Below are 13291 nucleotides of genomic sequence, written 5' to 3'. Positions count from 1 at the left end.
CCTCCCCCCGCCTCTCAGGCCGCCGCTTTTGCCGCCCCGGCCGATGTCCACGACTTCAGCACCGGCAGCACTTCCTTGGCGAACAACCGCAAGCCGCGTTCCGACACTTCCAGCGGTGTGCCACCGAAACGGAACGCGACGTTGAGTTCGTAATCGCCGATCAGCGCCCGCCGAGCCTCCAGCCCGCGCAGGATTTTCTCGGGGGTTCCCCAGCTTGCCGCCTGCATGAACCCGTTCACTGCCCCTTCCAGCCCGCCCTTGCGGGCGATCTCGGCCTTCTGCTGGTAAGAGTCGTATCCTTTCACCGTCTTGAAGTGTTCGCCAAGAAATTCGTAATGATAGAAATTACTCTCGACGAATTTGCCCTGATAGCGGCGGGCTTCTTCCTCGGTTTCGGCCAGGTCGGCGCCGCATACGCAGAATTCCGTCAGCATGACATGCGGCGGTTCGGTGCCGTGGAATTGCCGGTGCAGGTCCTGTCCGTGCTTGATCACGGGCGCTCGCATTTCCCATGGCCGGTCGGCGAACATCACCATGTGGGCACCGAGTTTGGCCGCCGACAGCACGGAATCCTCGCTGGACGCCACGGCGTAGATACGGCCGTCAAATGAATGTTGCGCACGCGGGCGGATTTCGACGCGTGGCTGCTTGTAGAACTGGCCGTCGCCTTCGATGAACCCGGTCTTCAGCGCGTTGACGATCATCGGTGCCGCTTCGTCGAAGCGAGCGCGTGATTCATCCATGCTGAGGCGGAAGGCGGCGAATTCACGGCGTGCGAGGCCGCGCCCCATGCCGAAACGAAACCGGCCCTTCGACAGATTATCCAGCACGGCGGCTTGTTCCGCCACGCGCAGGGGATCGTGCCAGGGCAGAATCACCGCTGCGGTGCCGAGGTCGATGTTCGGGCAGATCCCAGTCATATAGCTCATCAACTGGATATTGTCGGGTACGAACGAATAGTCGTTGAAGTGGTGTTCGGCGGACCACAGACAGTCGAAGCCCAGATCGGCGGCCAGCCTGGCGAGGCGGATCTCCTCCTCCCAAACCCGGCCGTCGGAGCAGTTTTCCCAGCCGTAGCTGGCGAAAACCATCATCATGCCGACATCCATGGACTTTCTCCCTTTTTGCGTGCGCGTTGGCCACGATGGGAAATGCTTCCATGGTCCGGTTGCCGGCGCAAGCCGGACGCCATGTTCACGACGGCGCCGACGCGATATCCAACCGCCCGTCGGCCAGCCACCGCCGCAATTCCTGCTTGTCGAGTTTTCCGGTCGGGCCATGCGGCAACGCATCGACAAACGCGATCGCATCGGGCAACCACCATTTTGGCACCAGTGTGAGCAGATGCGCCTGCAATGCCGCCTGCGTCACCGGGCGTGCGGCGACAACGATCAGCAATGGACGTTCCTGCCAACGCGGGTGAGGCATTGCGATGACGGCGGCCTCACGGACGGCGGGATGGTTCGTGGCGGCATCTTCCAGCGCCTGGCTGCTGATCCACTCGCCGCCGGATTTGATCACGTCCTTACTGCGGTCGACCAGATGCAGCGTATTGTCCGGGTCGATCTTGGCGACATCCCCGGTTCGTAGCCAACCGTCCGCGGTTGTCGCCTCAACCTCGAGCCGCTGGAAATAGCCGGCGGCTGCCCAGTGGCTGCGTACCTCCAGGTGGCCCGGCGTGATGCCGTCGCGCGGCAGTTCGGTGCCATCGTCGCCGCTGATACGAATGGCCGCGCCAAAAACCGGCCGGCCTTGCGTGCGCATCGCCCGCAGCGCCTCGTCGGGCGGCAGGTCACGCGGTGCGAAGGACATCGTGGCACCGCTGGTCGTTTCGGTCATACCCCAGCCATGGATCGTGCGCACGCCATAGTCGCGCAGATAGGCCTCCATCATCGCCAGCGGTGGTGCCGCGCCACCGGAGAAGATGCGATTGAGCCGTCCCAGGCCCCCACCGGTCTCTCGGCAGTGCCGCAACAAATCCAGGAAGATCGTGGGCACGCCGGGTGCGACGGTGACACCGTGCTCAACGATCAACGCGTGCAGGAACGCGCTGTCCGCGCGTCGGCCCGGCAGCACCAATTTTGCCCCGTACATGGGTCCGAAGAACGGCACCCCCCAGCCATTGCAATGGAAGAAGCCGGGAATGGCCAGGATCGCATCATCGGCATTCAGTGCCCAGGCATTGCCGCCGCCGGTGGACAGCGCATTCAGCACCGTGCCGCGATGCGTATACAAGGCGCCCTTCGGCATCCCGGTGGTGCCAGAGGTGAAACACAACAGGCAGGCGGATCGTTCATCCAGCACCGGCCAGGTGAAGCCGGCGTTTCCGCTGGCCAGCAAATCTTCGTAGGACAGCAACGGCAGAGACGTTGGCGGCCATGCGCCGGGCGGTGCCATCATCACATAGCGCTGCACGGTATGAAGTTGCGGCGCCAACTGTTCCGCCAGCGCCAGCGTATCGGTGTCGATGAAGAGTGTCTCGTAGCCGGTGAAGTTGATGGTATAGGCGATCTGTGCCGGCGGCAGCCGCGGATTGGCGGTATGCAGAACGGCGCCGACACCCGTTACGGCATAGAACAATTCCAGATGCCGATGCGTGTTCCACGCCAGGGATCCGATGAAACGATCCGGCCCATAACCCAACCCGAACAACGCCGACGCCAGTTGCCGTGCCCGCACTTCAAGCCGGACGTAGTCATAGTCGATCGCCTCATTGGCATGGCCGCCAATGACCTCTACGGCACCATAGGTCGTCGCACCGTGTTGCAGGACACTGGACAGCAACAACGGCAGATCCTGATTGAGGCCTTGCATGGCTCGACACTTTCTCCCATCACGCCCGACGGGCGATCAGGCTTATTCCGCTGCCCGCTCGATCCGCCGCAGATAGTGCTGCCTGATATTTTCCGGCAGCGTATCGGGATCGACATTGGCGCCCACGGTCAATTTTCGATGGGCATGACCGAGCTGATGCACGGCGAACGCGTACTGCATCGAGCTGCGGCGTCCCTGGGCATCCTGTGCATGATTCACTTGGGACTTCGTCATATTCAGTGTCCACGACGTGTGCTTGGTCAGCCGTTCGGCAAGCTCAAGCGTGTGCTGTTCAAGGTCCGCACGCGGTACCACGTCGTTGACCATGCCGTATTGCTGGGCTTTTTCGACCGATAATTCGCCGGTCAGCAACCACATCTTGGCTTGGCGCGGGCTGATTTCCCACGGGTAGGCGTAATACTCGATTCCCGATCCGCCCATCTTGCCTGATGTGCAGATGAATTGGGCGTCGTCACTCGCGACGATCAGATCGCAACACCAGGCCAGCATCAGCCCGCCGGTGACGCATTTGCCCTGCACCTGCGCGATCAACAGCTTGGAAATGTTCCGCCAGCGTTCGGTCATTTCGAGGTAAATTTCCATCTCGCGGGCGTACAGCCCCTCGGCCCCCGGCTGGTCGAAGTTGGCCCAGGTTCCCAGAACGGGAAAATCCTTCCAGGTCTTGCTGCCATCACCCGAAAGATCGTGACCCGAACTGAAATGCTGGCCCACGGCGGCGAGCACGATGACCTTCACGTGCGGCTGTCGCACAGCATGGTCAAAGGCGCTGTTGATGTCGTAGGTCATCTGCATGTTTTGCGCATTGCGCTTCTCGGGGCGGTTCAGCGTGACACGAGCGACCCCGGGGCGGGGTTCGTCGTAGAGGACGGTCTGGAAGGTGGGGAATTCGACCTGCGACAAGGGTTCCTCCTGGGTGATTATGCGAATGGGTCCGAACCATCGGTGGACCACGGCGCAGTGTTACATCTTTGCCGGCGGACAACCACCTTCGGGGGTTGGCAGACTGCTCGGCGGTCGCCTCGGGCTGGCCCCGCGCGGCCAAAGCGTGTTCCGTGCGTATGCCTGATCCCAGCAGCCAAGAGCGCCGCCAGAACCCTCAGCGGCTACGTCATCCTACTGCAGAAAGCCCCAGCGCTCCACCGCCGGTTCGGCGGCTGCCCACTTCCACCCTTCGGTCTGCTTGCAGATGTCAGTCGTGAACCACGCCCGCTTCAGGTCTTTGCCTTTGCCTTCATCGACCGAAAACGCCACTTCCCTACAATCCGCCAACGGCGAGTCGATCGTGCGGACGATCCGAAGCTGCCCGTGTTCATTGCCAATCGGTATGGTGTGCTCGATTTTCCATGCGGCCTCGGTGCCGATCGGTAAGGCCCCTGCGATCTGGGCGATCGCATCCTGCTCCGCGCCCTGCCGGCTGCGGCCGTAGTAGCGAACGGCGTAGTTGGCGCCGGCGTCGACCGCCACCGCGACGGCGAACCCCACGGCCGGATTGGCGGTCGCCGCCCCAACGGCTCCACCCGTCACGGCCGCAGCGATCTGCGGTGTCGAAGAGCAGCCAGCCAGCAGCAAAGCCGTCACCAGGATGGCAGCCGACGACGGCGTCTTCACTGCAGCGATCCCCATCGCTCCGTCGCCGGTTCGGCCGAGGCCCACTTCCAGGCCTGGCCATCCTGGCAAACGGTCGCTGTATAAAATGCCCGGTCGGGCATTTTCTCTTTCACCGTATCGACCGAGAACACGATCTCCTTGCAGCGAAAATCCGCCGCGCCAATCAGGCGGGTGACGACGAGGTCGCCATGCTCGTCATCCTCGATCGGGATGCGATGCGTGACGCTCCAGCGTCCGATCACACCGGGCGCCAGTGGTCCCGCGGCCTCAGCGATCCGATCCTGTTCGGCCTGGTGAACGTTACGTTCGACGTACTGCAACCCGGCATTGGCACCAGCCGCGACGCCCAGGCCAATTCCCGTGGCGGCCGCAGGGCTTTTGGTCACGGCGCTCGCCACGCCCGCCCCCGCGATACCTGCAACGTCCGCGGTCGAAGCGGTCAAAACAGAGCCACAGCCGGACAAAGCGCCGGCCGACACAAGCAAGAAGAGGAAACGAGTCAACATCGCGACCGACCCTATTCAGGACCTTCGTGACCGGTCCAATCACAGAATTGTTTTTTTGGAGTCGAATCAATAATTTCGGCCAGATCGTCGAGACCCCAGATCGTCGAGACCCCAGATCGTCGAGACCTGGGTCGAAGTGACCTGCGCTGCCGCGATGGCATAGCCATCAGCTACTTTGGCGCGCGCCCACCCACCTCATTGCGTTCGCGGTCGCTCAAGCTGACGGTGCCACGGTCTTCCCGTCCGCCATATCCAGCGCCTCGCGGTCGGCTGTTCGGCGGATCGGATCGCCATACCCGCCGCCGCCCGCGGTCTGCACGACGACCCGGTCACCCCGACCCAGCCGCGTGACGATCTTCGACGGAATCACCACCTTCGTGCCATCCGAACGCAGGATGGTTCCATGGGCCAGCCCGCCATCCCCGCCACCCGCCAGGCCCCTCGCTCGGCTGAAATGGCGCTCGCCGCGATGGGTGAACGCGACATCGCCCACCAGCATCTCATACTCGCGGATCGTCCCCAGGCCGCCGCGGTATTCACCCGAACCACCGGATCCCGAGGCGAGCGCCACGCGGTTCACCCGGATCGGCGTTTCCATCTCCATCGCCTCGGCCGGCAGGTTCATGCAGTTGGTGGCGTCGGTTTCGATCACGTCCACCCCGTCGCCGAACCGCGAGGCGCCACTGCCGCCGGCGACCAGGTCGCCGATGACGAAGGCCTTGCCCTGGTCGGTCTTGCCGCCGAACGCCACCATCAGCATCTCACAGGCCGACGCAGCCGGTGCCCGGTCCGGCAGCGCGGGCGCCAGGGCCGAGATGATCGACCCGGTGACCCGCTTGATCGTGGATGTACGGGCGTTGACCGGCGCGGGTTCGATGGGGTTGAGCAGGCTGCCGGCGGGCAGATGCAGGGAGATCGGCCGGAAACACCCGCCATTCGTCGGAATCGATGGATCCGTCAGCGCTCGTATCGCGAAGCAGGCGGCTGCCATCGACCCGGACGGCACGCAGTTCAGCGGACCGCGCACCTGCTGACTGGTGCCGGTGCAATCGACATGCATCGCGCCGTCGCGGATGGTGACGGCCACCACGATACGAATGTCCTTGTCGAACTCGATCCCGTCATTGTCGAGGAAATCGACGAACCGGTAGGTCCCGTCCGGGATGGCGGACAACGCCTGGCGGGTCATGGTCTCCGATCGGTTCAGCAGTTCTGCGAAGACCTGCGTCAACATGCCGGAGCCGTAACGGCCGGCAATTTCCGTCAGCCGCCGCGTGCCGATGCCGCAGGCGGCGACCTGGGCGTGGATGTCCCCCATCACCGTATCGGGAATGCGCACGTTCTGTCGGATCATCGCCACCAGGGTTTCGTTGATGACGCCCCGGTCGCGAAACTTCAGCAGCGGGATGCGCAGGCCTTCCTGGAAGATCTCGGTGGCGCTGGTGGGCACCGATCCGGGCGTCAGGCCGCCCATGTCCTGGTGATGCGTCATCGCCGCAGCGAAGGCCAGAACCTTGCCCTCGACGATCACCGGCTGGACGATGGCGATGTCCGGCAGATGCGTGCCGCCGCAATACGGGTCGTTCATCAGGAAGATATCACCCGGGTCCATCGTCTCCGGGGGATATGTGTCGATCACCCGGCGCAGCACCGGGATCAAGGTGGCCAGGTGGATCGGGATGGCAACGGCCTGCGCCAGGGTGACCCCGTCGGCGGTGAACAGCCCGGCCGAGGCATCCAGGCCCTCTTTCACGATCGGCGAAAAGGAACTGCGCAGCAGCGTGGACTGCATCTCATTGGCGATGCCTTCCAGCTTGTGACGAATGACCTCCATGGTGATCGGATCGAAGCCGCCCGCGACAGCCGGTGCGGCCACGGCCAAGGGACGTAGCAGCAACTGGCCGTTCTCACCCGGTTCTGCGGTCCATCCGGGTTCCACCAGCGTTGTCGTGTCGGCCTGCTCGATAATCGCCGGCCCCGGCACCGGCCCTCGCAGGTCTTCCCGCTGCCAGATGGATGCCGCCACCGGTTGGTCGGACTGCCTGACGCGGATCATCCGCTGCACCGTTTCCCTGCCTGAACCGGTTGCCAACGCCGCCGCCGTCGCTGGGCGCCCCGTCGTGGCCCGATGCACGGTCCGCAGGTTGACGATACGCGCGGGGTTGTCGGTTTGGTGGCCGTAGACCCGATCATGCGCGATCTGAAAGTCGCGATAGGCTGTCGCCAAGGCGTCGGGGGCGGTCGCGTCCAGCCCGACCTGCAAGTGATAGGACTGGCCGATATAGCAGATGTCGGCATAGTGGCTGATGACGGCGTCAGAAGCGCCTTCCTGCCGCATCAGCTCCGAACATTGGGCGTCGAGCGTCGCCAGGGCCGCCTGCACCTCCGACAGGTCCAGACCCTCCAACGCACGCGGGAAGGCGGCGGCGACCTCGTGCTCGACCGGCGCGCCCAGCAGGCCGGTGGCCGCCAGCACCCCGGGATGCGGCGGCACGACGACGGCCTGGATACCCAGTTCCTCGGCCAGTGCGGTGCCGTGCATTGGACCGGCGCCACCCAGCGGGATCAGCGCATAGCCACGCGGGTCGATGCCGCGCCCGATCGAGACCAGCCGGATCGCCTCCGCCATCTGTGCGTTCAGCACACGGTGGATGCCCAGTGCCGCCGCCTCGACCGACAGGCCCAGCGGTTCGGCGATGTGGAGGGCGATGGCGGCTCGCGCAGCCCGCGGATCGAGTTGCATCGTGCCGCCGGCAAACCGGCCGGCATCGATATAGCCCAGCACGACAGAGGCATCGGTGACCGTCGGCAATTCCCCGCCGCGGCCATAGCAGGCCGGCCCAGGCTCCGACCCGGCGGATTGCGGACCGACCCGTAGCGTGCCGGCGGCGTCCAGCCAGGCGATGCTGCCACCGCCCGATCCGATGGCGGTGACGTCCACCATCGGCACACGGACGGTGAAGCCGTCGATCACGCCTTCCGAACGGATCAGAGGCTGGCCGTCGCTGATCAGCGCGATGTCGCAGGACGTGCCACCGACATCGACGGTGATCTGGTCGCGGAACCCGGCGGCCAGACCTGCCTCCAGCCCGCCGATCACGCCGGCGGCGGGACCGGACAGAAACAGCCGCACCGGCCGCTGCCGGGCAACCGGGGAGGAGGCGAGGCCACCACGCGATTGCATGACCTGAAGCGGCGCGCGCACGCCGATGCGGTCGAGACCGGCCTCCAGGTTGGCGAGATAATCGGACACCACCGGCTTGATGTAGGCGTCGAAGGCGGTGATGCAGGTGCGCTCATACTCACGGAAGGCCGGGTCCACGTCGGAGGACAGCGACACCGGCACGTTCGGCAACACCTCCGCCGCGATCTGCCGGATGCGCTGTTCGTGCGTGGGGTCGAGGAAGGCAAACAGCAGGCACACCGCGATCGCCTGGACGTCCTGGTCCCGCAGTTCCGTCAGGGCGGTGCGGACCGTGGCCTCATCGAGCGGGATGACGACTTCGCCGTTGGCGCCGATGCGCTCTTTGACTTCCTTGCGGAAGCAGCCGGGGGCGAGGAAGACCGGTGTTTCCGGCTTCAGCACCAGGTCGTACATCTGGTGCCGCATCTGGCGGCCGATCTCCAGCACGTCCTTGAAGCCCTGTGTCGTGATCAGGCCGATGCGTGCGCCACGGCGTTCCAGCACCGCGTTCGTGGCGGCGGTGGTGCCATGGGCAAACCGCGTGATACGAGCGAGATCGACGCCCCATTCATTACGGGCGGTTTCCAGCGCCGCCAGCACCGCGAGGCTGGGATTGCCGCGCGTGGTGGGAAGCTTGGCGAGCCGGACGGCGCCGTCGGAGGACCGGCAGACAACATCGGTGAAGGTACCGCCGATATCGATGCCGAATTCATAGGAAGGCGGGGCAGCTTCCATCATGCCGCCAGACATGCGGTCAGGGCCTCGGCCGCCTGATCCAGCGCATGCCCCAACCGGTTGCAGGCTCGGCGTGCCCCGCCCGTCAGGAACAGCGCGTCATCCGAACCAGGTGCGGCCGCGGCCAACTGCCGCACGACGTCGAGCGCGGGATATTTCGACTGCGGCAGCGCCGGATCGTGTTCGAACCGATCGCCCGTCGTGTAGTCCATCGGCACCATCGCTCTGCCGACCGCCATCAGGGCCTGGTTCACGCGGGCCGCCGCGGCGCCATCGGTCAGACGGGTAATCCTCTCCGCCTTGTCCCGCAGCACCTCCGCGCGACCGATCAAGCCTGAGAGGTCGAAGACGCCGCCCAGTGCCTGCTGCACCTTCGTCAGTTCCGCGCTCAGCGCCGATGCGGCCGCCGCGTAGTCCAGCGGCAGGACCCGATCCGTCAGCAGGCGCCCGATCGTATGGACATAGATCTGCGTATCCCGCACCAGCAGGTCAGGATCCATCTTGTCCAGCGTATCGTCAGGTGTATGCCACCACCAGCCGAAGCCGGCCCCCTTCCGAGCGCCGCCGCCAAATACGGAGCGTGTGAAACTTTCCGCCGAACCGGCCGGCTGCTCACCCGTGCCCATGAACATCGACGGCAGGCCGATGCCCCAGAACGACTGGTCCCCTGCCCTGCTCATGCGGTGGCCGTCGTGTTCCTGGCCGCCTCGTTCAGCGATCGCCTCGCGCGCCAGCCCGCACAGTTCCGCCGAACACGGTGCATCCGACAGGACGGTGTTGCCCCTTGCGCCGGTGGAATCGACATTCACGTGCACCACACAGCGTTTCGCGAGTTCGTGCCAATGCGTATCGGCATACCAGGTGGACCCGGCATAGCGCCCATGCGAATGGCCCGACCAGAAGCACAGCCGCAGCCCGCGCCGCCACGCCGCCCGCTGCGGCGCGAACAAGCGAGCAATCTCGAGCATGGTGGCGTTGGCGCCGCCGTTGTCCATAACGCCGTAGTACCAGGTGTCATGATGGCCGGAGAACATCACGAACGGCTCGTCGTCATCCGAACCGGGTAGTTCTGCCACCAGGATGGGGGTCTTGCGCCAACGCGTCTCCACCTCGGCATGGAGCGTCACCTCGACAGGCGCGTTTCCCTGCACCCGCCGCTTCAGCGCCTCGCCATCCGCCTGGCGCAAGGTCAACACCACCGTGGATGGCAGCGCATCCCGCGTCGCCTGCGTCGGGCTGCCCCAGACCGGGGAGACGCACATCTCATGCAGGTGTTCATGCGGGCTGATATGCACCTGCCCGATCGCCCCCGCCAATGACGCCTGGCGGCTCGCGCTAGGGTTGGCCATCCCGTCCAGCAGCACGATCTTGCCGCGCACATCGATCGACGCGAAATCCTCGGCTCGGCCGTTGCCGCCATACACCACGGTGCCACGCAGGCCACCGGCCGGTGAGGACCTGGAGAAAGAATGCGTGATGCAGTCAGGCGTGTCCGCGTCCACCTCGAATTTCGCCTTTCCGGGCAGGCTGATATACGCGTCATGCAGGATAAGGTCGGTTTTGTAACCATATCCGTCCAGCGTCGCCCGCAGATAGCGGAAGCTTTCCAGTTCCTCCGCCGTGCCGGATAGTTTCACGCGCTTCGCAAATTCCTCCAGATGCCGCATCATCGCGCCGGCATCGACAGATGCGCACAAGCCGCCGATCCAGTCTGTTGTCATGGGACGATCCCCTTCCCGTTCAGGAGGACATGATTTCGGTGGTGGACGGTCTACATCGACTCCAGATACTCGGCAAAATAGTCGTCAACCGAAACCAGTTTTGGTGTCAGACCCAGCGCGAAGCCCATCTCGCAGAACAGTTCCATGGTATGGCGGTTCGGCTCCAGCCCATCGGCGTGATAGCCGGTCGCACTGAGCTCGTTTTCCAGGTCGTGCCAGGGGGTCACGTAGGGAAAGTTGCGTTGCTGGGTCTCGAAATATTCGGTGCTGCGGATGAAGGCATCGGTCAGTCGGCGTGCCAGGGACTTGTCACGCTCCCACACCTCGCGGCGCATGACCACAAGGTGCTGCGGCGGATACACACCGGTTTCGGCGAAATAGCGCTGCTCCGTCCCGCGCACATCGGAAACCAGGCGCACGATGGGGCCATTCTTAGGGTGGTACTTGGTCGGCCGCGGCGGGCTGTAGAGTGCATCGATCTCGCCGGCGATCAGCATCTCGGACAACGCGCGGCCAGCCGGCGCGGATTTCACATGCGGCGGAAAATCGCTGCCGGGCTGGGAGATCTGGGGCACATCGACATCGCCGATCAGCCACTGGATCTGGTCGGCCTCGACACCGCACCACCGCAGGAAATGCCGGTACCAGATCGATCCGCTGGCGGCCCAGCTATACATTCCGACGCGCTTGCCGATCAGGTCCTTCGGTGTCCGCAACGCGCTGTCTTTCGCCACATACAGGTCCCGCGCGGTGAAATTCCGCAGCGGAAACGCCGGCAACGCGATGAAGCGGCGGTCGCCCTTGCCGATCCGCGACAAATGCTGCCCCATCGAGCCTTCACCGGCATCGACCGACGGATCGGTCAACGCGCGCCCGAGCAGCTTGGCCCGGTCGGGCCAAGATCCCGCCTTGCCCGTAATGACATTCAGCTTGACGCCCTCGGGCGCCACCGCACCGACCGCCAGCGGCATGACACGCGCGTAGTCAGCCAGGGTAAGGGTGAGTGTAGCGTCTGCCATCTGCATCTCCCGCAATGATGTGCCTCGAAAGGGCGGTTTTTGTCCGGGTTCGGCGTCCCGAAGGTCGTCAACATCAGGCCTGCTCAGTCCAGCCCACCACAAACCGACGACGACGCAAAGCCCCGACGTCGGTCAGGTCCGTACCGGGTTCAGCAGCCGGCCGGAGAGGGCTTTGGTGGCAACGTCCGCTCCCGGGCAGCCAAGATCAGCCAATCACTGGCCGACATGGGACGGAGCCGTGGATCGGCGATATCCCGGGATTCCGGGTCGACGCGGGGGCTCTCGTCGGCGGACCTTTCAGCGCCTTCGCCACCGTTCACGTCGACTTCTGATGGTTGGTCCTTCTCGCATCTAGCGCGGCGCGGGACATCCGTGGTCCAGTCTCCGGCAGAGGAGATGTCGATGAAAAGCCGCCTGAAGATGCCGCGGGGTGCGATTGCCCCGAGGAGCATCGCCGCGTCCCCTGCGCGGACCCGATCGATGCAGCGGCTGACGCTGGCGGGATGCCCCGATTTCTGGCGGCTCTGGTCCGTGGGACTCGTGGTCTTCACCGTGCGGTGGCTGGAGACCATTGCCGTCGGCGTTTTCGTCTACCAGCACAGCGGGTCCGCTTTTCTCGTTGCCATGATGACCATGCTGCGACTGTTGCCCATGGGTGTGTTCGGCGTCTTCATCGGCGCCTGGGCCGAGAAGATCGATCGGCGCATCACGCTGATCGCGGTTGTCATGCTGATGCTGACGACCTCGGCCTCTTTGGCACTGCTCGCATACAGCGGCCAGCTTGCGATCTGGCATCTCGCGGTCGCCAGCTTCCTCAACGGCCTGGGCTGGGCCACCGACAATCCTGTGCGGCGGGTGATGATCGGCGACGCCGTCGGCGGCGATCAGATGAGCACCGCCATGTCACTCGATGTGGGCGCCAACAACGCCAGTCGCATGGTAGGACCGACCATCGGCGGCCTGCTGTTGGCCAGCGCCGGCATAGGCGGCGTTTTCACGCTCAGTGTCGCGCTGTACGCTTTCGCATTGTACGCGGCGTTCCGTGTGCGTTATCGCAACGCCGCCCTGGTCGGCATCGCCCCGGTCTTTACCCGAATCGCCGAGGGCTTCCGGCTGGTCCGCGGCGATCGCCGGCTGATCGCCACCTTGGTGGTGACGATCATCTACAATTTGTTCGGCTGGCCGTTCACCAGCATGGTTCCCGTCATCGGCCAGAACCAGCTTGGGCTGGGCGCGGGAGGAATCGGCATCCTGGCCAGCATGGACGGGATCGGCGCGTTCTGCGGCGCCCTGCTGCTGACGCTTTTCCTGCGTCCCGCCTGGTACGCTCGTGCCTATGTCGGCGGAGTGACCATCTACATGGCAATGCTGATCGTGTTTGCCCTGGTGCCGTCGCCTGAAATCGCCGGCAGCGCGCTGCTGCTCACCGGGTTAGGCGGCGCAGGGTTCAGCACCATGCAGGCGACCTTGGTCTATCTCGCAGCACCACCGGAGATGCGCTCACGACTCCTCGGCGTGCTGTCAATGTGCATCGGTACGGGGCCGATCGGGTTCGTCGCGCTCGGTCTGCTGGCCGACGCGATCGGCGCACCATGGGCCACCGCTGCGTCGGGATCGATTGGTCTGGTGTGCCTGGCGCTGGCGCGGCCGCTCTGGCGGCATATTTGAGGCCTACGACCTCAG

General features: G+C 64.8%; 9 protein-coding genes. 1 reads left to right on the top strand and 8 read right to left on the bottom strand.

Going from position 1 to position 13291, the window contains the following annotated elements:
* Positions 1-14: 14 nt before the first annotated feature.
* From GSQ89_RS09755 to GSQ89_RS09720, 8 genes are all read right to left on the bottom strand, one after another.
* Complete coding sequence (locus GSQ89_RS09755) at positions 15-1109, bottom strand: LLM class flavin-dependent oxidoreductase (RefSeq protein WP_158924450.1); 1095 nt, start codon at positions 1107-1109, stop codon at positions 15-17.
* 85 nt (positions 1110-1194) lie between these two features.
* Entirely contained in the window at positions 1195-2814 is a 1620-nt protein-coding gene (locus GSQ89_RS09750; RefSeq protein WP_158924448.1) for an AMP-binding protein, read from the bottom strand.
* A 42-nt stretch (positions 2815-2856) separates the two neighbouring features.
* Entirely contained in the window at positions 2857-3735 is an 879-nt protein-coding gene (locus GSQ89_RS09745) for an enoyl-CoA hydratase (protein ID WP_158924446.1), read from the bottom strand.
* Positions 3736-3948: 213 nt separating this feature from the next.
* Positions 3949-4443: a hypothetical protein gene (locus tag GSQ89_RS09740; RefSeq protein ID WP_216856086.1), complete on the bottom strand. Its 495-nt coding sequence runs from the start codon at positions 4441-4443 to the stop codon at positions 3949-3951.
* Entirely contained in the window at positions 4440-4829 is a 390-nt protein-coding gene (locus GSQ89_RS09735) for a hypothetical protein (protein ID WP_254073138.1), read from the bottom strand. The genes GSQ89_RS09740 and GSQ89_RS09735 overlap by 4 nt, the downstream gene beginning before the upstream one ends.
* Before the next feature lie 334 nt (positions 4830-5163).
* Complete coding sequence (locus GSQ89_RS09730) at positions 5164-8883, bottom strand: hydantoinase B/oxoprolinase family protein (RefSeq protein WP_158924440.1); 3720 nt, start codon at positions 8881-8883, stop codon at positions 5164-5166.
* Complete coding sequence (locus GSQ89_RS09725; protein WP_254073137.1) at positions 8868-10589, bottom strand: M28 family peptidase; 1722 nt, start codon at positions 10587-10589, stop codon at positions 8868-8870. The genes GSQ89_RS09730 and GSQ89_RS09725 overlap by 16 nt, the downstream gene beginning before the upstream one ends.
* Before the next feature lie 50 nt (positions 10590-10639).
* Positions 10640-11608, bottom strand: a complete 969-nt coding sequence (locus GSQ89_RS09720; RefSeq protein ID WP_158924438.1) for a hypothetical protein — start codon at positions 11606-11608, stop codon at positions 10640-10642.
* 402 nt (positions 11609-12010) lie between these two features.
* On the opposite strand from GSQ89_RS09720, the gene GSQ89_RS09715 reads away from it, so the two are divergent.
* A complete protein-coding gene (locus GSQ89_RS09715) occupies positions 12011-13276 on the top strand; it encodes an MFS transporter (protein WP_158924436.1) in 1266 nt (421 codons plus the stop codon).
* Positions 13277-13291: the final 15 nt, after the last annotated feature.

It is taken from the genome of Acidisphaera sp. S103, assembly GCF_009765975.1.
In the GTDB taxonomy this organism is placed as follows: Bacteria; Pseudomonadota; Alphaproteobacteria; order Acetobacterales; family Acetobacteraceae; genus Rhodopila.
The sequence above is the reverse complement of the archived record's forward strand: the minus strand, read 5'-3'. Positions and strand labels throughout refer to the sequence as shown.